The organism is Pseudomonas sp. NPDC089530, assembly GCF_050280705.1.
Taxonomy (GTDB): domain Bacteria; phylum Pseudomonadota; class Gammaproteobacteria; order Pseudomonadales; family Pseudomonadaceae; genus Aquipseudomonas.
This window is the reverse complement of sequence record NZ_JBNNVU010000033.1, coordinates 18,080-41,778: the sequence shown is the minus strand read 5'-3', so window position 1 is coordinate 41,778 and position 23,699 is coordinate 18,080. Positions and strand designations below refer to the sequence as shown.

The window sequence follows — 23,699 nt, the reverse complement described above, 5'->3', positions numbered from 1 at the left end:
TGTACCGGGCGGTACACACGCGAGGTTCAGGCGCGGGGCAGGCGTACCACGGTGGTCAGGCCGCCGCCGGGGGTTTCTTCCAGGTGCAGGTGTCCGCCCAGGCGTTCGGCGGCTTCGCGGGCGATGGTCATGCCCAGGCCGACGCCACCGGAGTTGCGGTTGCGCGAACCTTCCAGCCGATAGAAAGGTTCGAACACCGCTTCGCGCTGGTCCTCGGCGATGCCGGGGCCGTGGTCGATGACCCGGATCAGCACCTGTTCGCGGCTGTCCTGCAGGTTGATGCGGGCATGCCCGGCGTAGCGCAGGGCGTTGTCCAGCAGGTTGTTCAGGCAGGAGCGCAGGGCCATCGGCTGCACTTGCAGAGGCGCGCAATGGCCGCTGGTCTGCACGTCGGCGCCCTGGTCCTGGGCGTTTTCACAGAGCGACTCCACCAGTGCCTGCACATCCATCCATTGCAGGGCCTCGCTGGTGCGCTGTTCATGCAGGTAGCTCAGGGTCGCATCGAGCATGCCGATCATGTCGTCGAGGTCCTGGCGCATCTGCCCCTGCAGCTTGTTGTCCTCGATCTGTTCCAGTCGCAGCTTGAGGCGTGACAGGGGCGTGCGCAGGTCATGGGAGACTGCGCCGAGCATGCGCCCGCGCTGCTTGACCTGTTCGCGGATGCGCTGCTGCATCAGGTTGAAGGTGTGGGCCGCCTGTCGTGCTTCCCGCGGGCCGGATTCCTCCAGCGGCGGGCTGTCGAGGTCTTCGCTGAGGCGCTCGGCGGCGTCGCTCAGGCGCTGGATTGGCCGGGTCAGCAGCTTGGCGCCGTACCAGGCGGCGATGATCAGCGAGATGAACTGAAAGGTCAGTGGCACGATCGGCCCGCCGAACCAGGGGCGTGGTGGCCGGGGCTCGAAACGCCCGTGGCCGGGGGGCGGCTGGCCGCTGAACTCGCCGGCCGGTGGGCGCGGCGGCGGTGGCGGGCCGTAGAGGCGGAACCAGAAGAAGGCGAGCAGGTGGGCGAGCACGATCGCGATCAGCAGCACCCCGAACAGGCGGCCGAACAGCGTATCGAAGCGCCCGCGCATCAGCCGATGTCTCGGGCGTCGAACAGGTAGCCTTCACCGCGCACGGTCTTGATCAGCTGTGGCGATTTCGGGTCGTCGCCGAGCTTCTGTCGCAAGCGCGAGACCAGCAGGTCGATACTGCGGTCGAAGGCTTCGATGGAGCGGCCGCGGGCGGCGTCCAGCAACTGTTCGCGGCTCAGCACCCGGCGCGGGCGTTCGATGAACACCCAGAGCAGGCGGAACTCGGCGTTGGACAGCGGTACCACAAGACCCTCGGCGGAGATCAGCTGGCGCAGCACGCTGTTCAGGCGCCAGTTGTCGAAACGGATGTTGGCCCGCTGTTCGCTGCGGTCGTCACGGACCCGGCGCAGGATGGTCTGGATCCGCGCCACCAGTTCCCGTGGCTCGAAGGGCTTGGCCATGTAGTCGTCGGCCCCCAGTTCCAGGCCGATGATCCGGTCGGTGGGCTCGCAACGGGCGGTGAGCATCAGGATCGGGATGTCCGATTCGGTGCGCAGCCAGCGGCACAGGGACAGGCCGTCCTCGCCGGGCAGCATCAGGTCGAGCACCACCACATCGAAGTGTTCCGCCTGCAATGCCTGGCGCATCGCCGCCCCGTCGGTCACGCCGGTGGCGTGGATATTGAAGCGGGCCAGGTAGTCGACCAGCAGCTCGCGGATCGGTACATCGTCGTCGACGATCAGCGCCCGGGTGTTCCAGCGCTTGTCGTCACCGCTGGTGCCGGGTGCTTTCTGATCGTCGTTGAGGGGAGCTGGAGTGTTGTGCATGCGTGCGATCATCTGCCAGGTAGGCTGCCACCACAAAGAGGGGCGGCGGGGGGATGGCTTCAGCATAGGCGTCCGGCCCTGGGGCTGGAAGTGCTGTTCGGGGGTGTTGCGGCTGGCGAGGGTAGCCGGGCTGGTTGTTGTCGGCGTGTCGGAAGTGTATCGGGCCCGACACAATCGCCGCCAGAGGCGGTAGCGCGGCGATTCTGGCGGTGCGCAACCTGCCGTTGGCGACGAATTACCGATCATCGGGTCCCGGAGTGTCGTCGCTTGCGCTACAATCCGCGCCGATTTCGACTTGCCTGAGAGCCCCCTTCATGTCCGCTTGCCAGACTCCTATCATCGTCGCCCTGGACTTCCCCACCCGCGACGCCGCACTGAAACTGGCCGATCAGCTGGACCCCAAGCTGTGCCGGGTCAAAGTCGGCAAGGAACTGTTCACCAGTTGCGCGTCGGAAATCGTCGGCACCCTGCGCGACAAGGGTTTCGAGGTGTTCCTCGACCTGAAATTTCATGACATCCCCAACACCACCGCCATGGCCGTCAAGGCCGCCGCGGAAATGGGCGTGTGGATGGTCAACGTCCATTGCTCCGGCGGCCTGCGCATGATGGCGGCCTGCCGCGAAGTGCTGGATCAGCGCAGCGGCCCGAAACCGCTGCTGATCGGCGTGACCGTGCTGACCAGCATGGAGCGCGAGGACCTGGCCGGCATCGGCCTGGATATCGAGCCCCAGGAGCAGGTGCTGCGCCTGGCCGCCCTGGCGGAAAAGGCCGGCATGGACGGCCTGGTCTGTTCGGCCCTGGAAGCCCAGGCCCTGAAGACCGCGCACCCGTCGCTGCAACTGGTGACCCCGGGGATTCGTCCGGCGGGCAGCGCCCAGGACGACCAGCGGCGCATCCTAACCCCGCGCCAGGCGCTGGATGCCGGCTCCGATTACCTGGTGATCGGCCGTCCGATCAGCCAGGCGGCGGACCCGGCCAAGGCGCTGGCGGCCGTGGTGGCCGAGCTGGCGTAAGCCGTAGAGACAATCGCGGGCAAGTCGGATCGCCGCCCGCTCGCTCCTACAGAAGAAGATTGCGTGCTTCTGTAGGCGCGAAGCTTGCCCGCGATGCTTTTCAGCCTTCGATGATCAATCGACCTTCAACACCAGCTTGCCGAAGTTCTCGCCGCTGAACAGTTTCATCAGCGTCTCCGGGAACGTCTCCAGTCCCTCGACAATATCTTCCTTGCTCTTGAGCTGCCCCTTGGCCATCCAGCCGGCCATTTCCTGTCCGGCGGCGGCGAACCGGGCGGCATAGTCCATCACCACAAAACCTTCCATGCGCGCGCGGTTGACCAGCAGCGACAGGTAATTGGCCGGGCCCTTGACCGCTTCCTTGTTGTTGTACTGGCTGATGGCGCCGCAGATCACCACCCGGGCCTTGAAGTTCAGGCGGCTAAGCACGGCGTCGAGAATGTCGCCGCCGACGTTGTCGAAATACACATCGACGCCTTTCGGGCATTCACGCTTGAGACCGGCCAGGACGTCCTCGCTCTTGTAGTCGATGGCCCCGTCGAACCCCAGCTCGTCGATCAGGTACTGGCATTTGTCCTGGCCGCCGGCGATGCCGATCACCCGGCAGCCTTTGATCTTGGCGATCTGCCCGGCAATGCTGCCCACCGCGCCGGCCGCCCCTGACAGCACCACGGTGTCGCCGGCCTTAGGTGCGCCGACGTCCAGCAGGGCGAAATAGGCGGTCATGCCGGTCATGCCCAGGGCTGACAGGTAGCGCGGCAGCGGCGCCAGTTGCGGATCGACCTTATAGAAGCCGCGTGGCTCGCCGACGAAATAGTCCTGCACCCCCAGGGCGCCGTTGACGTAGTCGCCGACGGCGAAACCGGGGTTGTTCGAGGCGATCACCTGGCCCACGCCCAGGGCGCGCATGACTTCGCCGATGCCTACTGGCGGGATATAGGACTTGCCTTCGTTCATCCAGCCGCGCATGGCCGGGTCGAGGGACAGGTACTCGTTCTTCACCAGGATCTGGCCCGCCGCCGGTTCGCCGACGGGAACCTGCTGATAGGTGAAAGTCTCGCGGGTCGCCGCGCCCACCGGGCGTTTGGCGAGCAGGAACTGGCGATTGGTCTGGCTGGTCATGGCAGGCACTCGAGGGTCAATGGAGCTTTAGTTGATAGACCCTGCGGTGCCAGGTCGCAAGGTTTACCGATGAAGCGAATAGGCGCCGATCCAGGGGTGTGATGGTGGTGCCGGGCCGTTCATCACTGGCGCGCATAAGGCGGCAACCGGTGGCCTGATAGTGCTGCCGCGGGCCCGGCGGCTGTGCCTAGACTGGGCGCATCCTATCCATGCATTCCATCGAGGGCATCACCATGAGCATGACGTTTTCCGGCCAGGTCGTTTTGGTCACCGGCGCCGCAGCCGGCATTGGCCGGGCCACGGCCCTGGCCTTCGCCGCGGAGGGACTGAAAGTGGTGGCGGCCGACCTGGACGTCGCCGGGGGCGAGGGCACGGTGCAATTGATTCGTGCCGCCGGCGGCGAGGCGCTGTTCGTGCGCTGCAACGTCACCGACGAGGCGGATGTGCAGAACCTGATGGCGCAGGTGATGAGCCATTACGGGCGCCTCGACTATGCCTTCAACAACGCCGGGATCGAGATCGAGAAGGGCAGGCTGGCGGAGGGCACCCTGGACGAGTTCGACGCGATCATGGGGGTCAACGTCAAGGGCGTGTGGCTGTGCATGAAGTACCAGTTGCCGCTGATGCTCGCCCAGGGCGGCGGGGCCATCGTCAACACGGCGTCGGTGGCCGGCCTCGGCGCAGCGCCGAAGATGAGTATCTACGCCGCCTCCAAGCATGCGGTGATCGGCCTGACCAAGTCGGCGGCCATCGAATACGCGAAGAAGAACATCCGCGTCAACGCGGTATGCCCGGCGGTGATCGATACCGACATGTTCCGTCGTGCCTACGAGGCCGATCCGAAGAAAGCCGAGTTCGCCGCGGCCATGCACCCGGTCGGGCGGATCGGCAAGGTCGAGGAAATCGCCAGCGCGGTGCTGTACCTGTGCAGCGACGGTGCCGCCTTCACCACTGGCCATGCCCTGGCGGTCGACGGTGGCGCCACCGCCATCTGAGGCTGCCGCGCCTCAGGTTCAGGCCCTGGTGAACGCTGGTTGCCAGGGCTGTCCCGGATCGACCTCGAGCATCCTGAAAACGACCGGCGCGTAGCTTTTTGCCATTATTCCGACGCCAGAGACTTGTGCTCCAGTACAGCCCGTTGCGAACCTGCAAAACTGGACAATGGCCCTGTCGCCATTGGGGACTGGAAGGGGACTGAGCGCAATGAATTCGGCCACGAACGGACGTTTTGCCAACCTCGGCATGGCGAAGAAACTGGGTGTCGGTTTTACCTTGGTGTTGCTGCTGACGGCACTGGTGGCCGCCATCGGCGTCTGGTCCCTGCAAACCATCAGCCAGCGTTTCGACGACCTCAAGCAGATGTCGTCGCTCAACAGCGGCCTGCTCAAGGTTCGCTTGCTGGAACAGAACTATGCCCTGCACGGCGATGCCAAGACTGTGGATGCCTTGCATGAGGGCGTCGACGGCCTGTTGGCCCTGGCGGCGCAGCTCAAGGAGCGTTCGGCGGCGAACGTCCCGGCGATGACCGAGGTCGAGCAGGCGCTGGGGGCTTACCGCAAGGCCTTCGACGAGTTCGTCGAACTGACCCAGGCCAAGGACCTGGCGCTGGAAATGGCCAGTTGGTCGGTGTCCAGTGTGGCCAACAACCTCGACGTGCTGCAGGCCGGCCTGGCCGACGACGGGACCTATACCCTCAAGGATTCCGCCGGCAATGAGGGCAGCGAATTCATCGAGCAGGCCAATCAGGTCAGCCAGGTGTCGCGCCTGATGCTGCAAGCCATGAACGAGGCCCGCGTACGCCTGGACCAGAGCCGCAAGGGCGAGGAAGAAGGCGAGCAGGGCAAGATCGAGCAGGCCGACCAGGCCCTGGCCCAGGCCGAGCAACTCAAGACTCTGGTCAAGGACCCCGGTTATCAGACCGTACTCAATGAAGTGGTCGGGCATATCGGCGGCTTCAGCGAAAAGCTCGCCGAGTACACCGGTCTGCTGGCGCAGGAGAAAAAGGTCTACCAGCAGTTGCATGAGCGCGCCGGGCAAGTGATGGGGCGGGTCGACCAGGCCTATGGCGCGCAGGATCAGGCGATGCAGGCGGAACTGAACAAGAACTCGCTGCTGATCGTCGCGTCGTCGGCCCTGGCCTTGCTGGTCGGCCTGCTGGCGGCGTGGCTCATTACCCGTTTGATCGTCACCCCGCTGCGCAGCGTGATGCGTGTGGCGCAGCAGATCGCTGCCGGCGATCTGAGCGCGACGGTGGAGGTGACGCGCCGGGACGAAATCGGCCAGCTGATGCTGGCGATGCAACAGATGGGCAGCGGCTTGAGCGGCATTGTCAGTGGCCTGCAGGCCGGGATCGAGCAGTTGGCCAGTTCCGCCCAGTCGCTGTCGGCGGTGACCGAGCAGACCAACCTGGAGGTCAGCACCCAGAAGGAAGAAACCGAGCAGGTGGCCACGGCGATGAACCAGATGACCGCCACCGTGCACGATGTCGCGCGCAATGCCGAGGAGGCGGCACTGGCCGCGCAGACCGCCGACGACAAGGTCGACAGCGGCCAGCGGGTGGTGCGCCAGAGCATGCAGCGCATCGAGCAACTGGCTGATTCGGCGACCAGCGCCAGTTCCAGCATCGAAAGCCTGAGCGCGGAGATTCAGAATATCGGCACCGTACTCGGGGTGATCAAGAGTGTCGCCGAGCAGACCAACCTCCTGGCGCTGAACGCGGCCATCGAAGCGGCCCGTGCCGGCGAGCAGGGCAGGGGCTTCGCGGTGGTTGCCGACGAGGTGCGGGCCCTGGCCAAGCGCACCCAGCAATCCACCGAAGAAATCGAACGCCTGGTCAGTGCCTTGCGGGCGGCGGCGCAGTCGTCGGTGCAGCAGATCCAGAGCAGCGGCGAGCTGGTCAAGCTGGCGGTCAGCGACGCCTTGCAGACCGAAAGCGCTCTGGGCAGTATTGCCGCGGCGGTGTCGCTGATCCAGCAGATGAACCAGCAGATCGCCGCGGCCGCCGAGCAGCAAAGCTCGGTCGCCGAAGAGATCAACCGTAGCGTCACCAGCATTCGCGCCAGCGCCGATCAGTCGTCAATGGCCATGCAGGGCAACGCGGCGTCGAGCATCGAGCTGGCGCAGTTGGGAGCGGAGTTGAAGGGGATGGTCGGGCATTTCCGGTTGTAATACCGCGGATGTTCGTTGAAGGCTGCGCCGCCAGGGGCGCAGCTTTGCTTGAGGACCGTGCCGCGCGAATGGTTCGCGCGGCAGCCGCAAGTCGGGGAACGGCTCAGTCGTAAATCGCTTTCTTCTTCCAGTCGGCGTCGGCGTCGGCGACTTTCAGGCCTTCGGTCAATTGGTTGACTTCGCCTTCCACCGCCTGGGTGCTGGCCGAGACCATCGCATTGGCGCGGGCCAGGAGTTTCTCCATGTACTCCAGTTGTTCGCGATACATCGCTGGGTCCTGTTGCTTGCGCAGGTACTGCGTGCCGCGTTCGAACGCCAGGCGGGCCTGGCCGGGCTGTTCCTGCTGCAGGGCGTACTGGCCGAGGTTGTTGAAGAACTCGATGTGCAGCAGCACCAGGATGTGGCGGATTTCCCGGATCCATTGCTTGGCTTCGTTGGTCGGCAGATAACCGTCCTGGGCGGCGCGGGTCACCTGGCCATGCAGGGCTTCCAGGAGAAAGCGCACGTCCTTGGCCTTGGCTTCGGTCTGGATCGGGCAGGGCGGGTTGTTGACCGGAATCGATTCGCCCTGGCCGACCAGGGCACTCAACTCGGTGATGCGGGCCTTGAGCGCGGCATCGGACTTGCTCAGGTTGAGCAGGCGCTGAACGACATTGAGTTCCAGTCGGGTCAACAGCAGCTTGAGTGCCGGCGACATGAACTGGCCAGGGAAGGTTTCGGTGATTTCGCCGCAGCGGCGCAGGCGGTCATTGAGTTCGACCTTGGTACGGGCCTTTTCCAGTTTATTGTTTTCCACCACATGGTTCATGTAGCCAATGGCGATCAGTATTACGATCCCGGCTATTACTAGCAGGGTGATCATGAGTGGTGTCACCGTGTAAGACCTCTTTCTGGGGTTCGCGTGCGAGTTGCGAGTGTAGTGACTTAGCCTTGGGGCGCCTAGCGCAGGTCGACGAGCAGAAACAGGCCGATTCTCTGCTTATATAGGAAATGTCTGGCTGGTTTCATATTGCCATCACCTAAGGATGTGGACTATAGCGTCTTGTCGAGTGTCAGAATATAGGCGTCAAGGCTCAGTCTGCACAAATGCCCGAAAGGGCCGGCAAACCACCCCGAAGTCATTGATTTAAATAAATTTATCTCAGGGGGTTGACGACCCTCCAAACCATCCATAGAATGCGCGCCACTTGCAGCGTAAAGCACACAGCGAAACGCGGCAGGGAGTGAATGTTGTAGCGTGTCCCCTTCGTCTAGTGGCCTAGGACACCGCCCTTTCACGGCGGTAACAGGGGTTCGAGTCCCCTAGGGGACGCCAATGCGGGAATAGCTCAGTTGGTAGAGCACGACCTTGCCAAGGTCGGGGTCGCGAGTTCGAGTCTCGTTTCCCGCTCCAATTTTAAGCAGCTTGGCCTTCGGGCGAAGTTGAGTGAAACCAGGAAGCATCTTCGGATGTATTTCTGGAACTGAAACACTACACCATGGTGTTTCAGGCAGTGTCCCCTTCGTCTAGTGGCCTAGGACACCGCCCTTTCACGGCGGTAACAGGGGTTCGAGTCCCCTAGGGGACGCCATTTGCGGGAATAGCTCAGTTGGTAGAGCACGACCTTGCCAAGGTCGGGGTCGCGAGTTCGAGTCTCGTTTCCCGCTCCAAATATGCGTCCATGGAATTCAATCGAATTCGGTGGAAAAGAAAAAAGGACCTTCGGGTCCTTTTTTCGTTTCTGCAGTATTTACCCAAGTCCGCTGTTTTCAAGAGCGCCGCGGGCAGTGGTAAAGCAGAACTGCCAATAGCTCCTGCCCAACTACTGGGATCAAGCTCATATCGGATTGAATTGCCACTGCTGGTAGCTGTCCTCGCTGGTCTGATTGCTCCATTGAATGCAGTAGTGGTCGTTTGCCGTGCTTCGACCCTGCGGACCGATATATTTCTCCGAGTTGAGGTTGCGTATCAGCCAATTGCCGTTGGGAAGCTGCTTGAAGTCCCACTCTTGGAACGCCTGGCCCTGAGTGTGGTATTGAATGACAGTGGCCCCATCGTCGGTGCTGCGACTGCGAATGCAGGCGACATTCATACTGTACTGATTGAACAGGACCCACGCGGCGCTGCGGAACTGGATGATATGCCAGACCTGCGGGCTTTCCAGTACCGGTTTGTTGAGCTTGTCGCGAATGGTCAGGCTGGCGCCATCTTCCGACCAGTTCGAGGCATCACCCTCGATGCTCAGATAACGGCCGCTTTTGATGTTTTGTATCATCACCCTGGTGTGGGCTTGTCTAGGGTCGATAGCCATTTCAATTTACCTTCCTGGTGAGTGACCACGTTGCCAGTAGCAAGGCCCTGCCCGTGGTCACTGTTGGCAGGGTGTTACTTGATACATCGAACAAGCCGTCGGGCCTTGCCCTGGCGATAAGCATTGAAAGGAGCGTGACGAGACGCCGCTGTTTTCGCCTTCTCGCAAGACAAAAACAAAGGGTTCTCTATGGGGAATGGGCTATTGCCTTGGATGGGGACGTACCGAGCAGATTGCGTGCTGGCGCTGAGTGCGTGGCTCTCCTTGGCACGAATGCCCCTACAACCTCCTTGTCCGATGCGCGACTCAGATTAGCGCCGTCTGGAGTATCGACTCATATTGTTTCGGACTAAGGCTCATTTCTGGATGTTGCCGCCGACCAGGCGCTCCGGACTCAGCTGTCGAACAAGACTGGTTCCAGAGCGCTCGCCGATAGACGAGATGGGAGGGGGCGTGGCGCAGCGGCTCACCATGAATAGCGGTAGCCCGCGCTGACGGCCCAGGGTTTTTCCTGCCTTGAGCCGTTGGCGTATTCGTAGTCGGCATACAACTGATGCCGGTTGCCGAGCGAGGCGGCAACGCCCAGGCCCAGTTCCGTCCGGCCACCTGACAGGTCGGTCCGGGTGGCGATGCCGTTGGTGCGCACGGTGCTCTTGCCGTCGAACTCCTGGACCTGACCCAGTTTGACGTAGGGTTGAACCGCACCCCCGCCGGGCAAATCATAGCGCCGGCCGAACCGCGAGCCGATGCGCAACTGCGTCGAGTCGCCACTGCCGGCATCGACCCGCAGGCCGTTGCTGGCGTGGTAGTGGGCGCCGCTTGCATGAATCATCGATGCCCCGACCTGCGGTTCGACGAACCAGCCTTGGCCGAGCGCTATCTGGCGTCCGGCCTCGAGCGACAGGCCGATGGCGGTTTGATGAGTCCTGGCTTTCACGGGCTGGCCGTCGGTGGCGACTACCTTGAAGTCCTGTTGAATGCGACTGGCCTTGATCGTGCTGTCCACATACCAGCCGCTGTCATCCAGCCTGGTGGCGTAGGCACCGAAGTGGTAACCGTCGGCACTGCCTTTGCCGTCGCTGGGGAAGCGCCGGTCGACGCTGCCGGTGCCGGTCATGCCGCCGAGGTACCAGCGCCCGCCGTCGACCGCCAGAACCCGGTCGATGCCGACCTGCAGGCCGTTGACGGTCTGCTCGAACCCGCGCCCGCCCCGGTTGTCGAGCCTTTGCCGTTCGCCGAAACCGCGTATCCAGACCCCGCCCTGGTCCTTGCCCTGACGCAACTCGCCCAGGCGTCTGACCAGCGAGGCCTGTTCGGCCTGCCAGATTGCCTGCACCGTGCTGGCGGCAGAAGTATTGATCGCGGCGTTGGCGGCGGTGGAAAGACTCTCTGTCGCAGGCGGGGCGACCGGGCCCGGTGCTGGTTCGGGAATGGGGTCTGGATCCGGGGTCGGTGGCTGTCGGCTGGTATTGAACAGGCTCCAGTCGCCAGGGCGGCCGCCGGCGGTGTCGTTGCTTTTCAGCGAATAACGATAGGTGCCGGCATCGACCACCTGGTCGCGGTTGGCCAGTTCGAAAGTGCCCGGGCCCCCTTCGGACTGGACGATCTTCAGGCTACCGCCATCGATCGGCGGTTCCGCGCCGCTGTTGCTGACCAATAGGCGATGCCTGCCCTCGACCGTGCCGCCGATGCGCAGCAGGTCGCCCTGGCCGGCGCCCAGGTCTGTACGCATCTCGAACAGGCCGCCGCCGCTGAGGTTGCCGCTTACGTCCAGTACCTTGAAGGCGCTGTCCGGGGTGACGAAAGACACCATGCCGCCGTTGTCCAGCCGGGCCACCCTGGAGTTCTCGCGCATGCGCCAGAGGCTGCTGTCGTCGAGGCTCATTCGGTCCAGCGTGCGCCCGGCGTTGTCGAGCAGAGCGCCGGTCAGCAGCGAATGGTCGCGCAGGGCAATGCCGGCCGAGCCGCTGTCGAGCAGCACGTCGCCTTCCAGGCGGCTGCGCTGGGCATTGAGCTGTACATCCCGGGCGGCGGTCGCCCCCATATCCTTGACGTTGAGCAGCATGCCGTCGCCCGTAGCGGACTTGCCGATGATCGTGCTGTCGGCCACCTCCGCGGTGAAGCCGCTGCCGTTGACGGCAATGGCTGCACCGTCCGCGGTCTCGATATGACTGTCACGGATGTCCAGCCGGTTATCGACACCGGCCTCAGAGGCGTAAGCCATGATCCCGACCGAATCCGTGCCGCTGGTCCGTAGGTCGACCCGGTCCAGGGTGACCGCCGCGCCCCGGTTACCCATTCGCAGCCCGGGGGCCGAAGCGCCGAAGGTACGCACCCGGGTGCCGTCGAGCTCCAGCCGCGCGGAGTTGGCGAGCAGGCCGTAGGCGCCCTTGCCATGAGTGATGACCGAACTGTCTTGCAGTACGGTCTTGGCCCCGGAGGCCCGCGAGATCACCCCGGCGGCCAACTCGCCAAAGGTCTCGATCGCCACGTTGCGCACCCTGCTCGTGGCGCTGGAGCTATTGCCGTCCGGGTCGTAGAACGACGTATACAGACCGTGGGCATTGGTGCCGCGGGTGGTGATCGAGCCGCCGTCCTGGGTGAAGACGCTGGCGCGGTTGCTCACTCCCACGCTGTTGCGTCCACTGGTTTCGATGCTGCTGTCCTTGGTGTCGACGACGCTGTTGGCGCCCGGTATCCAGATGCCGGCGACATTGTTGCCCTCGGCCAGGATCGCGACCCGTTCCAGGGTGGCCCGGGTGTTGTCGCTGTTGGCGTTCAAGCCGAAGGCCGTCGCGGAACGCAGCCGCACATCGCGCAACTCGACGCTGGACAAGGGTGGCAGCGTGCCGCCGGGGTAGGAGGGCGTGGTGAGGTAGACCGCGTCGGTGTGGGCGTCGACGGTACCGTCGGAGAACCGTACGCTACCGCCGGAAACGTCGATGCCGGCGCCCGCGCTCGAGACGATATGGCTGTGAGTGGCTGTCACCGAGCCGCGGGTGGCGACTATGCCCTTGCCGCCCCAGCGAGCGGAGGTATCGCTGGACTCGATCCGTGCCCGGTCCAGGGTGATGTTGGCGCCGTCCTCGGCGTGGACCGCGACGGAGCCATGGCCGAGCACGTTGATGTGCAGGTCGCCGGCGTCCATGCTGCTGCCCTGGCCGGTCGCATACAGCCCCTCGGAGCGCTCGCCGCGGGTGATGACCGAACCGCCTGTTATCTCGACGCGCGCCCCGTTGCTGGCCTGCAGTGCGTGGGAGAGCACCCCTTCGGTTTCCAGCGTGGTGTTGTCCAGCACGGCCTTGCTGCCTGCATCCCGCACCGTGAGGGCTTGGGCCTGGCTGGCGCCCAAGGCGCTGACATGGCTGTCCGACAAGCCCAGCGAGCCGCCGGAATCGACCGTCACGCCCAGGGCGCCGCTGCCGATGTCGGCGACGCCCGAGCGGACGCTGATGCCACTGCCCGAGAGGGCATTGTTGACTCCGCTGATGGTGACGGCCGTGCCGTTGCCCGTGTGGGCGACGGTATCGCCGGGGAGCAGCGTGCGGTTTTCCCCTGTGGGGGACGATAGGTCGAGGTTGTAATAGTCCGCGGCGAGCGCGGTGATGGGCAGTGTTGGAAACAGCGCGCTCAGGAGGGTGAGCGGTATTCGGGCATTGGGCATTTTCATGGCTCGGCGTCCTGTTGGCGCCCTTTGGAACGAAAGCCCTGGATCAAGATCGGATCGTGAAACGGACGGCATTCGCGCCCAAGGGGGCCGGGCGGTTGAAGGAATAAAACTCGGCAAGCCGGGCCATTTTTGGTACGCCATTCCACTGCCTGAATAAGACAAAACTTAAAGTGCGGTGGTCTTACCGTTCATAGAGAAGACAGAACTTTTTTTTAAGAATCCTCCTACAGCCAATAGAGTCGGTGCCCTGTTCTTTGCCGGTGCTCGTTCTTTTCGAGCGTCATGGATTCCCGTACATCCGTAACCTTGTGCCACGTTGTGCGACTGCCTGGCCGAGGGATGAGAAGGGCTTGCAAAGTGCAGCGGCGGGAATCTGTCTTTTCGCTTCCCGAGGGCTCTTCACCATGAAAACTCCAGTCGTCGCCGGGCCGCTCCTGGCCGGTTTTCTTTTGTGTTTTTCCGTTGCCGGCAACGCCGCCATCAACCTGAGCGGCACCCGCGTGGTGCTGGCCGCGCCGGCCAAGGAAGGTTCGCTTCAGCTGCAGAACAGCGCGCAGGAGGAGTTCATGCTCCAGGCCTGGGTCGAAGCGAACGCGGCGGGGGCGGCACCCTTTGCCGTGACCCCGGCGCTCGAGCGGTTGCGCAGCGGCGAGAAGAAAACCCTGCGCATCCTGTATTACGGAGAAGGCCTGCCGACGGACAAAGAGTCGGTGTTCTGGCTGAACGTGCAGGAAGTCCCGCAAAAGCCCAAAGCCGAGAACATTTCGAGGGCAGTTCCTCGGGAGATGGCCTGCTCAAACTGACTAATCAGGGCCAGGCCGGTGTGGCCTCGGGAGTCGGGATTTCCGTGGTCAACGACAAGGGCGTCAAGCTGCCGTTCGATATCGCCCGCTCCATCAAGCTGGACTGGGACCGCTCGACCGCGGATGGCGAAATCCATCACTTCGCCGGCAAAGCGAAATATGTGCCGACCACGGGCCAGATGACGCCGGGCAAGGCGGACGGGACCATGAACTTCGTGCTCGATTACAACTGAGCGCAACGAGTCATGGGCACCAAGAGCCCCACAAGGTTCAAGAGTGTGACAGCCCACACACTGACCTGCCGTCGATAGCGTTTTTCCCAAGCGCCGCTGCCCGGCTAGAATACCTTCGGATTTTTCTGATCCATCCCCATCGCCGCAGACCGAAGCGTTGCTCTCCACAAGAGGGTGACGTTGTCGTTCGTGGGGCAGCGGCCGATTTGCGCTGGTTATCGGGGTTCGATTCTAAGGAAGGTATTCCATGATTCCAGCGTGTTGCCGGGCTGTCGTGCTTTGTCTGTTGTTGGCGCCAGCGCCGCTGCTGTTTGCCCAGGAGCAGGCCATTTCCCTGGTCGGGCGGGTGGCGGTGAGCAGCCGGCCCTGGCTGAGCGAGGAGGACCGGCAATGGCTGGCCAGTCGGGGGCCGCTCAGGGTTGGGGCGACGACGCCCGACTATGCGCCGCTGGAGATGTTGGGCGGCGATCGTTTCCAGGGGATTGCCGCGGATTATCTGGCCCTGCTGTTCGAGGCGAGCCCCAGGGTGCGCCAGTATCCTTCCCGGCAAGCGGCGCTGACCGCCCTGCGCGAGGGCGAAATCGACCTGCTCGGCAGTGGTACCGCACTGGAAGCCAGGGACAACGACCTTCAGCTGACCAATGCCTACGAGCCCGATCAACCCGCACTGGTCACGGCCGACGATCGTCCTTTCGATCCGCAGCAGCCGGGTACGACCCTGGCGGTAGCGACCGGTTATATCCCCCAGGAGCAGCTAGCCGCGGCCTACCCGAACAGCCGCTTCCTGATGTTCGCCACGCCCAAGCATGCGCTCGAGGCCTTGAGCCTGGGCGAGGTCGACGGCGTGATCAACGATGCGGTCTCCACCCATTTCCTGATCAACATCAACTATCTGCTGAACCTGCGGATCGAGAACTTCGCGCCCCTGGACAGCCGTGGCTTCGGTTTCCTGCTGCGCGCCGGCGACACCCGGTTGCGCGGGGTGATCGAGCGGGCCCTGCCGTCCATCCGGGCGCGCCACGGCGAAAGCATCCTGCGCGGCTGGAGAGCGGGGCGCAGCCTGCACCTGATTCAGCGCCGGGTGACCCTGACGCCCACCGAGAATCGCTGGCTGGCCGCGCACCCGGAAATCCCGGTGATCGTCAACGACTCCCTGGGGGCCTTGGGGCAGTTGGACAGCGGCGGACGGATACAGGGGATCGGCCCCGACTATCTCAAGCTACTCGCCCGGCGCAGCGGCCTGAGGTTCCGTATGGTGCCCGTGCAGAACTATGCCGAGATGAAAGCGCAGATGGGCGATGGCAAGGCCATCATGACCTCCATCGTGTCCACGGACCCCGATACCGAGGCGGATATCGAGCTCTTGCGGCCCTATTTGAGGAGCTCGGTGGTGCTGATGAGCGCCCAGAGCGCAGCGGGCGCCGCCCACAGCCTGAAGGACCTGCAAGGCAAGCGCCTGGCCAGCGTTGCCGGGTACTTCATCAACCCGATCATCGAGCAGGACTATCCGGATATCCGCCTGCAGGTCTATCCCAACTTCGTGGAGGCCATGCGCAGTGTCGACGAAGGGCGTAGCGACGCGCTCGTCACCGGGGACTACACCGGTCGTTTCATGTCGGCGCAGCGCTTCAACAACCGCTTGGGGGTGAGCGCCATTCTCGACGAGTTTTCCCGGCCGATCAGCCTTGGCGTGCTCAAGGGCCAGGATGAACTGCGCAGCATCCTGGAGAAGACCCAGGTCGCCATCGCGCCGGAGGAAGTGGCGGAAATCGTGGCCCAGTGGCAACCGCGGTTCTCCACCTCCGGCAGCCACTTCTGGCGCGACCATCGCAGCAATATCCTCAGGCTCGGCGGGGTGTTCGGCTTGCTGGTCCTGCTCTCGCTGGTCTGGGGCTTCTACCTGACCCGGCAAGTGCGCAAGACCCGCCAGGCCGAAGCCGAGCTGGCACTGGCGCGGGAGAAGGCCGAAGCCGCCAACGAGGCCAAGAGCGTCTTCCTGTCCACCATGAGCCATGAGATCCGTACTCCGCTGAACGCCATCATCGGCCTGCAGGAAGTGGTGCAGCAGAAGGCCGAACAGGGCGAGCTGGACCTGCCGTCGCTAGCGGTCGCCCAGGAAGCGGCGCAGGGCTTGCTGTTGCTGCTGGGCAATGTGCTCGACCTGAACCGCATCGAGTCCGGCATGATCGATTCCGCGCCGGAGGCGGTGCTGCTCAAGGCCCAGATCGAGGCCATCGCGCCCTTGGTGGTGGGCATGGCCCGGCAGAAGCAGCTGGCGTTCGAGATGCAGTTCGCGGGCGACATGGAGCAATGGGTGTCGATCGACCCGCTGCATCTGAAGCAGGTGCTGTTCAACCTGCTGAGCAATGCCATCAAGTTCACCGCGCAGGGCAGGGTGACGCTGCGGGCCTCGGGGAGCCGGGAGGGCGAGCGCCTGAACCTGCTGCTGGAAGTCATCGACAGCGGCATTGGCATCTCGGCACAGGATCAGGCCAGGCTGTTCCAGCCGTTCTCCCAGGTCGACTCGGCCCAGGCCGGACAAACCTTTGGCAGCGGGCTGGGACTGAATATCACCCGGCGGCTGGTGGAACTCATGGGCGGCAGCATCGCCCTGAGCAGCGAGCCGGATATCGGCTCCTGTTTCAGCGTGACCCTGCAACTGCCGCTGGCCGAGGCCCCCGCCGCAGCCATGGCACCAGTGCCGGAGACAAGCAGCGCGGAGCAGCCGGCGTTGAGGGTTCTCGTCGCCGAAGACAATGCCTTCAGTCGGCTGACGCTGGAGGAACAACTGCTGGTGCTGGGCCATCGGGTGACGCTGGCCGAGGATGGGCAGGCGGCACTGGAAGCCTGGCAAGCGGCCGAGTACGACGTGCTGATCACCGACAGCCAGATGCCGCGCCTGGGGGGCTATGACCTGACCCTGCGCATTCGTGAGCTGGAGCGGGAGAGCGGCCGCCGGCGTTGCTGGATCCTCGGCGCGACGGCCAGTGCCGAGGAGGCGGAAGTCCAGCGCTGCCTGGCCGCCGGGATGGATGAAGTGGTGTTCAAGCCCCTGACCCAGCAGGTGTTGCGGCAGGCGCTGGAGAATGTCGTTTAGCCAGGACGCTGGTGCGGGCGCCTGGCCGACGACGGGGTTTACATCGACAGGATCAGGCGCCCGGCGAACAGGATCAGGATCACCCCCATGGTCCGCTCGAACCAGTGGCCCATGCGCATAAACAGCAGGCGTACCCGCGGGCTGGAAAAGAACAGTGCCACGATCACGAACCACAGGGCGTTCACGCCACACATCCAGAGACCGTAGAGCGCCTGCACCTTGAGCGGCGTGCTGGCGCTGATCACCGTGGTGAAGATCGCCAGGAAGAACAGCGTGGCCTTGGGGTTGGTGGCGTTGGTCAGGAAGCCGGTCATGAAGGCTCGGGGCAAGCTCTGCCGCTGCGCCTGGTCGCCGACCCCGTCGCTGCCTTCGAACGAGGTCCTGGGTTTGCTGCGCAGCAGGCTGACCCCGAGATAGAGAATGTAGGCACCACCCACCACCTTGGCCACGTTCAGCAGCCAGGGCGTGGCGTGCATCAGCGCGCCCACGCCCAGCAGGGTGTACAGCACATGTACGGAAATCCCCGCGCCGATGCCGATGGCCGTGCACAGCCCGACCACCCGGCCAAAGCGCACGCTCTGGCGGATGGTCACGGCGAAGTCCGGCCCCGGGGCTACCACGGCAAGAAAGTGGATGGTGGCCAGGGCCAGGAATTCGCCTAGATAGTTGGAAAGCATTTCAACTCCAGAAGGTCAGGGGGGACGAGCTGCCGCGATAGCCGACAAAAAAGGACAGGCTCAGGCGCGGGTTGGCCACCCCCGGGGTGACCGCGTGCATGCGCCGTGAATTGAACATGATGAAGTCCCCGGGCTCCGGGCGGACTTCCAGGGCGGGGGTGCCGAGCAGCTCGGGATCGATGCCGTAGCTGTCGCCGCGCATGTCGTCGAACTGGTCCGGCGAAATATCGTGATCCCACATCTGCAGGGCGCCGCCGGCGTCGGGCATGTTCAGGTAGAGGTTGCAGGCGAACTGCGCTTCCAGGCTGTGGGCCTGGAAACTGTCCGGGGCGTCCTTGGCGAAAATGTCGTGGTGGGCGAGGAAGCACACGCCGGGTTTCACCACGCGGGACAGGCCGACGTACATCTTGCGGCCGTAGAGGTTTTCCAGGTGGGCGCCGGCCGGCCAGGACTCGTCGAGCATGCAGCGCAGGGTGTCGACGGGGGAGGCGTAGGGCGCGCAGCGCGCGCGCAGTTCGGCGATATTGGCGGTGGCGTGCTCGAAATAGTCTTCGATCAGCGGCGGCTGGTTTTCCGCTTCATAGAACGCCATGCCGATCCGCCCGATGCTGGGGGCGTTGATATAGCCTTCGAAGCCGGGGGTGAGAATCTTGTCGCCCAGCTGGAGCGCCTGGGTGTGCGGCAAGAAGTTCTTGATGCGCAGGGCGAGCACTTGCTCATGGGCCAGTTTTTTTATGCACGTCTCATCGAGACGCTCGACGTCAAGCATCATCTGCAGATCCCTCTATCCGATAATCGTCGAACCCGCGCACGCGGGTTTTCTCTGTTTCGGGCGATGCGTCGCGTGATGCGCAAGGCGGCATCGCCGATGAATCAGTCCACGCTGTAGTGAACCGAAAGCACGCCTTTCTTTTGCGAGAGCGAAGCGATGGTGACGTTGCCCAATTCCTTCAGGCGCTTGACGTGAGTACCACCGCAGCCGTAGGCGGGCAGCTCGCCGAAACCGATTTCCCGCGCGCCTTCGCGCAGCGAGACCAGGCGCGGCAGGTCGGCGGCGATCCAGTGATCGATGCCGTGTTGCAGGCTGTCGACATCGAATTCCTGCGGGTGGTCGCCGGGCTTGAAGGACACGCGCCCTTCGCCGGGCCAGTGATGGGCCTTGATCGGCGTCCAGCCGCGGGATTCGCCGAAATGGCCGATCAGGTGCCCGGCCGAGTGCATGCGGGTATTGAACTGGCGACGCTGTTCGTCGACCAGTACCTGGACCATGCCGGGGTTCACCGGCTGGCTGACGTAATGCACGATCCGCTCGGGTTCCTGGACCACGCGCAGCACCTGGCTCTCGCCGATCCAGCCGGTGTCGCAGGGCTGGCCGCCGCCCTGGGGATGGAAGGGGGTGGCCCGCAGGATCACCGCGAACTCGTTGTCCTGCGGGGTGCACTCGAGCACTTCAACGTTGGCCTTGAGTTCATCATTATGAAAAAAGAGGCGAAGCGTCATATTCCGTGCCCTTATTAGAATGAATTTTTTAATTATATGGCGCAGCGGAATTGCGTGATAATCCGTTCAAACCTCAAAGGACTGTTGCGCCGTGAGCATAAATCTTCCCCTTCCGCTGCTGGGTGAAATGGCGATTTTCGTCAAGGTCGTCGAAGTCGGCAGCTTCTCCGAGGCCGCGCGCCAGCTAGGTTCTTCGCCGTCGGCGGTGAGTCGCAGCATCTCCCGCCTGGAAAAGGCGCTGGCGATTCGCCTGTTGCAACGCACCACGCGCAAGCTGCGCTTGAGCGAAGGGGGCGAGGAAGTGTTCAAGCGCTGCAGCGAGATGGTCTGCGCCGCCAAATCGGTGATGGAAATCAGCGGCCAGTTCACCCAGGAGGCCGAAGGGCTGGTGCGGGTCAGCGTGCCCAAGGCCGTGGGGCGTTTTGTCGTGCATCCCTATATGCCCGAGTTTCTACGGCGCTATCCCAAAGTCGACGTCGAGCTGTTGCTGGAAGATCGCAACATCGACTTGATCGACGATAACGTCGACCTGGCCATCCGCATCACCGATCGGCCGCCGCCGGGGCTGGTGGGGCGCCAACTGCTGACCATCGACCACCTGCTGTGTGCCACGCCGCAATACCTGGCCGAACACGGGACACCGAGCCATCCTCAGGATCTGCTCAACCACAGTTGCATTTACCTGGGCGAAACCCCCAGCGATGCCCGCTGGAAGTTCAAGAAAGGCAGCAAGCAGGTGACCGTCGGCGTGCGCGGGCGTTATGCGGCCAATCACACCGGGGTGCGCCTGGGGGCGGTGCTCGAACATATCGGCATCGGCAGCCTGCCGTACTTCACGGTCCGCCATGCCCTGGAGCAGGGCCTGCTGGTGCAGGTGCTGCCGGACTGGACGTTTCTCGCCTCCTACCATGGCGGCGCCTGGTTGCTGCACTCGCCGACCCGTTACCTGCCGCCGAAGCTGCGGGTATTCATCGATTACCTGGTGGAGTGCCTGGCCAAGGAGCCGACCTTGAGCCGGCAGGGCAAGCAGACGGCGAAAGGCTACGAACAGCCCGAAGACAGTGGCGCAGCTTGAGCCCGCCGGCGTTGAGCAGAAAAACAAAAGGCCCGCCGGTGAACCGTGCGGGCCTTGTTCATTTCCGGGCCGGACTCAGTGCTTGCTGTCCTGGGCGGAGAGCGCCAGCAGCTGCTTTTCCTGGTTCCAGTCGAACGGTTCATCGTTCTGCTCGGCCTCGTAGCGGCGTTCTTCCAGGGCCTGATACAGGTCGATTTCTTCGTCGGGCATGTAGTGCAGGCAATCCCCGGCGAAGAACCACAGCAGATCCCGCGGCACCAGGTGCGCCACTTGTGGATAACGTTGCATCACCTGGCACAGCAGATCCTGGCCCAGGTACTGGCTTTCGATCGGGTCGATCGGCAGCGAGGCGCGCAGTTCGTCGAAGCGTTCCAGGAACAGGGCATGGCTTTCTTCGGGAACCTGCTCGGCTTCGCCCACGGCGACCAGGATACTGCGCAGGTGGTCGAGCAGGACGAGATGATCGGCAACGACGTTGGACATGGCATGAGTCCTCAACAGCAAAACGGGCGCGGGAGTATATAGCCCCCGCGCCCGGTTTCATAATCCGCCTGGCGGTCTTGTGGCCTAGCGGGTTTTCCCTGCGCCCAGGGTCAGCTCCTCCTTGGCGAAGTCATCGACGTCGATGACTTTGCGCCGGGCGGCTTCAGCTTCGCGCAGGGTCTGGGCTTCCACGGGTTGCAACACCCCGGCCTCCAGCGCGGCGTCGATCACCTGTTCGCCGGCGACGGGTTTGAGCTGGCCGCTTTTCAGCGCCTCGTGCAGTTTTTTTTGCAGCGGGTGGCTGGCGTTCAGCAGGTCGCAGGCGTGTTGCAGGGCGCCGACCGGATCTTCCGTCGATTGTGGGCGGTAGCAGCCGGCCAGCAGTTCTTCCAGGGTCGGGTCGCCCTTGGCCCGGCCGATGACCGCGGCGACCTCGGCGTCCAGCGCATCGGACGGCCCCTTGTGACGGCGGCCGAACGGGAACACCAGCGCGCGCAGCAGGCAACCCAGCACCCGGTTCGGGAAGTTGTCGAGCAACTGGTCCAGCGCCCGTTCCGACTGGCCGAGGCTTTCTTCCATGGCCCAGGTGAACAGCGGCTGCAGATGCTCCGGCGAATCCAGGTCGTGGTAACGCTTGAGGGCTGCGGAGGCCAGGTACAGGTGGCTGAGCACATCGCCGAGGCGTGCCGACAGGCGTTCGCGGCGTTTCAGTTCGCCGCCCAGCAGCATCATGCTCAGGTCGGCCAGCAGGGCGAAGGCCGCGGCCTGGCGGTTGAGCGCGCGGAAGTAACCCTGGCTGAGCTTGTCCCCCGGCGCGGGTTCGAAGTGCCCCAGGCCCAGGTTCAGCACCAGGGTGCTGGCCGCGTTGCTCACGGCAAAACCGATGTGCTTGAGCAGCAGGCCGTCGAACTCCACCAGCGCCTGGTCATGGTCCTCACGACCGGCCAGGGCCATTTCCTTGAGCACGAACGGATGGCAGCGAATGGCGCCCTGGCCGAAGATCATCAGGTTGCGCGAAAGGATGTTCGCGCCTTCCACGGTGATGAAGATCGGCGCGCCTTGCCAACTGCGACCCAGGTAGTTGTTCGGGCCCATGATGATGGCCTTGCCGCCGTGCACGTCCATGGCGTGGCTGATGCACTCGCGCCCGCGTTCGGTCAGGTGATACTTGAGGATGGCCGACAGCACCGAGGGCTTTTCCCCCAGATCGACGGCGTTGGCCGTGAGCATGCGCGCGCTGTCCATCAGCCAGGCGTTGCCGCCGATGCGGGCCAGGGCCTCCTGGATGCCTTCGAAAGCGCTGAGGGGAACGTTGAACTGTTCCCGTACCTGGGCATATTGGCCGGTCACCAGGCTGGTGAACTTGGCCGCGCCGGTACCGACCGCCGGCAGGGAAATGGAGCGGCCGACCGACAGGCAGTTCATCAGCATCATCCAGCCCTTGCCGAGCATTTCCTGGCCGCCGATCAGGAAGTCCAGGGGGATGAACACGTCCTTGCCGGCGTTCGGGCCGTTCATGAAGGCGGCGCCGAGGGGCAGGTGGCGGCGGCCGATTTCCACCCCGGGGGTATCGGTCGGCACCAGCGCCAGGCTGATGCCCAGGTCTTCCTCGTCGCCCAGCAGGTGGTCCGGGTCATAGGCCTTGAAGGCCAGGCCGAGGAGGGTGGCCACCGGACCCAGGGTGATATAGCGCTTTTCCCAGTTCAGGCGCAGGCCGATGGTTTCCTCGCCCTGCCATTGGCCTTTGCAGATCACCCCGGTGTCGGGCATGGCGCCGGCGTCGGAACCGGCCAGCGGGCCGGTGAGGGCGAAGCATGGGATATCGTCGCCGCGGGCCAGGCGCGGCAGGTAATGGTTGCGCTGTTCGTCGGTGCCGTAATGCAGCAGCAACTCGGCCGGGCCGAGGGAGTTGGGGACCATCACGGTGGAGGCCAGGTCGCCGCTGCGGGTCGCCAGTTTCATCGCCACCTGGGAGTGGGCGTAGGCGGAGAAGCCTTTGCCGCCGAACTCCTTGGGGATGATCAGGGCAAAGAAGCCGTGCTGCTTGATGTGTTCCCAGGCTGCGGGCGGCAGGTCCATCTCCTGGCCGACCTGCCAGTCGCTGACCATGGCGCACAGCTCCTCGGTGGGGCCGTCGATAAAGGCTTGTTCCTCTTCGCTCAGTTGCGCCTTGGGATAGGCCAGCAACTTGTTCCAGTCAGGACGGCCACTGAACAGTTCGCCGTCCCACCAGACCGTGCCGGCATCGATGGCGTCGCGCTCGGTTTGCGACATCGGCGGCAGGACTTTCTGGAACCAATCGAACAGCGGCGCGCTGAAGTATTTGCGGCGCAGATCGGGCAGCAGCAAGGGCGCGGCCAGCGCCGCCAGCAGTACCCAGAAGATCAGCAGCAGCCAGCCCGGTGCACGGCTGAAGGCGCCCATGGCCAGCAGATAGATGGCCACCACGCCGAGGGCGTGCTGGGGTGCGGTGCGGCGGTGGGCGAGGTAGGCGATACCGACCAGCAGAACCAGTATCCACAACAACAGCATATTCAATCCTCCGTGAAGCCAGGGGCAAAATCACCCACAGAGCTTAGTCGGCATCCGACAAAAGGGGTGACAGGGCAGTGCGCTTGAATCGGTCAGAAGAAGCGGACACAGGGCGTCAGGCATCGGTTCAGCAGTTCGTCGATCTTGTAGGGCTCGAAGCCGCAGCCTCTGATGTTTGGCCGAAACGCCGTTATCGCT

The 23,699-nt window shown here is 64.0% G+C and carries 18 protein-coding genes, 4 tRNA genes and 1 pseudogene; 12 read left to right on the top strand and 11 right to left on the bottom strand.

The window, feature by feature from the left end; genetic code table 11:
* Nucleotides 1-26: 26 nt before the first annotated feature.
* Both ACQKQA_RS14805 and ACQKQA_RS14800 read right to left on the bottom strand, forming a co-directional pair.
* Nucleotides 27-1,070, bottom strand: a complete 1,044-nt coding sequence (locus tag ACQKQA_RS14805) for a sensor histidine kinase (RefSeq protein WP_427558642.1) — start codon at nt 1,068-1,070, stop codon at nt 27-29.
* Entirely contained in the window at nt 1,070-1,837 is a 768-nt protein-coding gene (locus ACQKQA_RS14800; protein ID WP_427558639.1) for a response regulator, read from the bottom strand. The genes ACQKQA_RS14805 and ACQKQA_RS14800 overlap by 1 nt, the downstream gene beginning before the upstream one ends.
* 314 nt (nt 1,838-2,151) lie before the next feature.
* On the opposite strand from ACQKQA_RS14800, the gene pyrF reads away from it, so the two are divergent.
* Complete coding sequence (pyrF, locus tag ACQKQA_RS14795) at nt 2,152-2,850, top strand: orotidine-5'-phosphate decarboxylase (protein WP_162237386.1); 699 nt, start codon at nt 2,152-2,154, stop codon at nt 2,848-2,850.
* Between the two features lie 114 nt (nt 2,851-2,964).
* Here the strand turns inward: pyrF and ACQKQA_RS14790 are convergent, their stop codons facing one another.
* The gene (locus ACQKQA_RS14790; RefSeq protein ID WP_427558634.1) at nt 2,965-3,972 is read right to left on the bottom strand and encodes an NADP-dependent oxidoreductase; all 1,008 of its coding nucleotides are present in this window, start codon (nt 3,970-3,972) and stop codon (nt 2,965-2,967) included.
* A gap of 233 nt (nt 3,973-4,205) precedes the next feature.
* Here ACQKQA_RS14790 and ACQKQA_RS14785 point away from each other — a divergent pair, with 233 nt between their 5' ends.
* The 3 genes and pseudogenes from ACQKQA_RS14785 (at nt 4,206) to ACQKQA_RS14775 (ending at nt 7,140) form a co-directional block, all read left to right on the top strand.
* Complete coding sequence (locus ACQKQA_RS14785; protein WP_427558692.1) at nt 4,206-4,967, top strand: SDR family oxidoreductase; 762 nt, start codon at nt 4,206-4,208, stop codon at nt 4,965-4,967.
* A gap of 166 nt (nt 4,968-5,133) precedes the next feature.
* Nucleotides 5,134-6,276: pseudogene (locus ACQKQA_RS14780) on the top strand (HAMP domain-containing protein); the annotation flags it as partial.
* Nucleotides 6,259-7,140, top strand: coding sequence for a methyl-accepting chemotaxis protein (locus ACQKQA_RS14775; protein ID WP_427558689.1), 882 nt, complete (start codon nt 6,259-6,261; stop codon nt 7,138-7,140). The pseudogene ACQKQA_RS14780 and the gene ACQKQA_RS14775, both read left to right, overlap by 18 nt.
* A 103-nt stretch (nt 7,141-7,243) precedes the next feature.
* Here the strand turns inward: ACQKQA_RS14775 and ACQKQA_RS14770 are convergent, their stop codons facing one another.
* Nucleotides 7,244-8,002 (bottom strand): hypothetical protein, encoded by a 759-nt coding sequence (locus tag ACQKQA_RS14770; protein ID WP_427558631.1) that lies wholly within the window; start codon nt 8,000-8,002, stop codon nt 7,244-7,246.
* A 377-nt stretch (nt 8,003-8,379) separates the two neighbouring features.
* On the opposite strand from ACQKQA_RS14770, the gene ACQKQA_RS14765 reads away from it, so the two are divergent.
* The 4 genes from ACQKQA_RS14765 to ACQKQA_RS14750 all read left to right on the top strand — a co-directional run bounded on the left by ACQKQA_RS14765 (nt 8,380) and on the right by ACQKQA_RS14750 (nt 8,790).
* Nucleotides 8,380-8,455, top strand: a tRNA-Glu gene (locus tag ACQKQA_RS14765).
* 2 nt (nt 8,456-8,457) lie between these two features.
* Nucleotides 8,458-8,533, top strand: a tRNA-Gly gene (locus tag ACQKQA_RS14760).
* A gap of 102 nt (nt 8,534-8,635) precedes the next feature.
* Nucleotides 8,636-8,711 (top strand) — tRNA-Glu (locus tag ACQKQA_RS14755).
* Nucleotides 8,712-8,714: 3 nt separating this feature from the next.
* Nucleotides 8,715-8,790: transfer RNA gene (locus ACQKQA_RS14750), tRNA-Gly, on the top strand.
* 167 nt (nt 8,791-8,957) lie between these two features.
* Here the strand turns inward: ACQKQA_RS14750 and ACQKQA_RS14745 are convergent.
* Both ACQKQA_RS14745 and ACQKQA_RS14740 read right to left on the bottom strand, forming a co-directional pair.
* Complete coding sequence (locus ACQKQA_RS14745) at nt 8,958-9,431, bottom strand: RICIN domain-containing protein (protein WP_427558628.1); 474 nt, start codon at nt 9,429-9,431, stop codon at nt 8,958-8,960.
* A gap of 466 nt (nt 9,432-9,897) precedes the next feature.
* Complete coding sequence (locus ACQKQA_RS14740) at nt 9,898-13,101, bottom strand: autotransporter outer membrane beta-barrel domain-containing protein (protein ID WP_427558625.1); 3,204 nt, start codon at nt 13,099-13,101, stop codon at nt 9,898-9,900.
* 350 nt (nt 13,102-13,451) lie between these two features.
* On the opposite strand from ACQKQA_RS14740, the gene ACQKQA_RS14735 reads away from it, so the two are divergent.
* The 3 genes from ACQKQA_RS14735 to ACQKQA_RS14725 all read left to right on the top strand — a co-directional run bounded on the left by ACQKQA_RS14735 (nt 13,452) and on the right by ACQKQA_RS14725 (nt 17,234).
* Nucleotides 13,452-13,904 carry a fimbrial biogenesis chaperone gene (locus ACQKQA_RS14735; protein ID WP_427558622.1) on the top strand — a complete coding sequence of 151 codons (453 nt, stop codon included), beginning with the start codon at nt 13,452-13,454 and terminating at the stop codon, nt 13,902-13,904.
* A gap of 20 nt (nt 13,905-13,924) precedes the next feature.
* The gene (locus tag ACQKQA_RS14730) at nt 13,925-14,137 is read left to right on the top strand and encodes a hypothetical protein (RefSeq protein ID WP_427558619.1); all 213 of its coding nucleotides are present in this window, start codon (nt 13,925-13,927) and stop codon (nt 14,135-14,137) included.
* 247 nt (nt 14,138-14,384) lie between these two features.
* On the top strand, nt 14,385-17,234 hold the full coding sequence (locus ACQKQA_RS14725; RefSeq protein ID WP_427558616.1) for an ATP-binding protein: 2,850 nt from the start codon (nt 14,385-14,387) through the stop codon (nt 17,232-17,234).
* A 38-nt stretch (nt 17,235-17,272) separates the two neighbouring features.
* Here ACQKQA_RS14725 and ACQKQA_RS14720 read toward each other — a convergent pair whose 3' ends face one another.
* From ACQKQA_RS14720 to ACQKQA_RS14710, 3 genes are all read right to left on the bottom strand, one after another.
* On the bottom strand, nt 17,273-17,911 hold the full coding sequence (locus ACQKQA_RS14720; RefSeq protein WP_427558613.1) for a LysE family translocator: 639 nt from the start codon (nt 17,909-17,911) through the stop codon (nt 17,273-17,275).
* A 1-nt stretch (nt 17,912) separates the two neighbouring features.
* Nucleotides 17,913-18,683, bottom strand: coding sequence for a 2OG-Fe(II) oxygenase (locus tag ACQKQA_RS14715; RefSeq protein WP_427558610.1), 771 nt, complete (start codon nt 18,681-18,683; stop codon nt 17,913-17,915).
* A 101-nt stretch (nt 18,684-18,784) separates the two neighbouring features.
* Nucleotides 18,785-19,411 carry an alanyl-tRNA editing protein gene (locus ACQKQA_RS14710; protein WP_427558607.1) on the bottom strand — a complete coding sequence of 209 codons (627 nt, stop codon included), beginning with the start codon at nt 19,409-19,411 and terminating at the stop codon, nt 18,785-18,787.
* Between the two features lie 91 nt (nt 19,412-19,502).
* Here ACQKQA_RS14710 and ACQKQA_RS14705 point away from each other — a divergent pair, with 91 nt between their 5' ends.
* On the top strand, nt 19,503-20,486 hold the full coding sequence (locus ACQKQA_RS14705; RefSeq protein ID WP_427558604.1) for a LysR substrate-binding domain-containing protein: 984 nt from the start codon (nt 19,503-19,505) through the stop codon (nt 20,484-20,486).
* Between the two features lie 75 nt (nt 20,487-20,561).
* Here ACQKQA_RS14705 and ACQKQA_RS14700 read toward each other — a convergent pair whose 3' ends face one another.
* Both ACQKQA_RS14700 and ACQKQA_RS14695 read right to left on the bottom strand, forming a co-directional pair.
* Nucleotides 20,562-20,969 (bottom strand): PA2817 family protein, encoded by a 408-nt coding sequence (locus ACQKQA_RS14700; RefSeq protein ID WP_007931642.1) that lies wholly within the window; start codon nt 20,967-20,969, stop codon nt 20,562-20,564.
* Between the two features lie 84 nt (nt 20,970-21,053).
* Nucleotides 21,054-23,501, bottom strand: coding sequence for an acyl-CoA dehydrogenase (locus ACQKQA_RS14695; protein WP_427558601.1), 2,448 nt, complete (start codon nt 23,499-23,501; stop codon nt 21,054-21,056).
* Between the last annotated feature and the right edge of the window lie 198 nt (nt 23,502-23,699).

Coding starts and splice junctions, on each gene's coding strand:
- ACQKQA_RS14805 (WP_427558642.1), bottom strand. CDS start 1,070: ATGCGCGGGCGCTTCGATACGCTGTTCGGCCGCCTGTTCGGGGTGCTG.
- ACQKQA_RS14800 (WP_427558639.1), bottom strand. CDS start 1,837: ATGCACAACACTCCAGCTCCCCTCAACGACGATCAGAAAGCACCCGGC.
- pyrF (WP_162237386.1), top strand. CDS start 2,152: ATGTCCGCTTGCCAGACTCCTATCATCGTCGCCCTGGACTTCCCCACC.
- ACQKQA_RS14790 (WP_427558634.1), bottom strand. CDS start 3,972: ATGACCAGCCAGACCAATCGCCAGTTCCTGCTCGCCAAACGCCCGGTG.
- ACQKQA_RS14785 (WP_427558692.1), top strand. CDS start 4,206: ATGAGCATGACGTTTTCCGGCCAGGTCGTTTTGGTCACCGGCGCCGCA.
- ACQKQA_RS14775 (WP_427558689.1), top strand. CDS start 6,259: ATGCTGGCGATGCAACAGATGGGCAGCGGCTTGAGCGGCATTGTCAGT.
- ACQKQA_RS14770 (WP_427558631.1), bottom strand. CDS start 8,002: ATGATCACCCTGCTAGTAATAGCCGGGATCGTAATACTGATCGCCATT.
- ACQKQA_RS14745 (WP_427558628.1), bottom strand. CDS start 9,431: ATGGCTATCGACCCTAGACAAGCCCACACCAGGGTGATGATACAAAAC.
- ACQKQA_RS14740 (WP_427558625.1), bottom strand. CDS start 13,101: ATGAAAATGCCCAATGCCCGAATACCGCTCACCCTCCTGAGCGCGCTG.
- ACQKQA_RS14725 (WP_427558616.1), top strand. CDS start 14,385: ATGATTCCAGCGTGTTGCCGGGCTGTCGTGCTTTGTCTGTTGTTGGCG.
- ACQKQA_RS14720 (WP_427558613.1), bottom strand. CDS start 17,911: ATGCTTTCCAACTATCTAGGCGAATTCCTGGCCCTGGCCACCATCCAC.
- ACQKQA_RS14715 (WP_427558610.1), bottom strand. CDS start 18,683: ATGATGCTTGACGTCGAGCGTCTCGATGAGACGTGCATAAAAAAACTG.
- ACQKQA_RS14710 (WP_427558607.1), bottom strand. CDS start 19,411: ATGACGCTTCGCCTCTTTTTTCATAATGATGAACTCAAGGCCAACGTT.
- ACQKQA_RS14700 (WP_007931642.1), bottom strand. CDS start 20,969: ATGTCCAACGTCGTTGCCGATCATCTCGTCCTGCTCGACCACCTGCGC.
- ACQKQA_RS14695 (WP_427558601.1), bottom strand. CDS start 23,501: ATGCTGTTGTTGTGGATACTGGTTCTGCTGGTCGGTATCGCCTACCTC.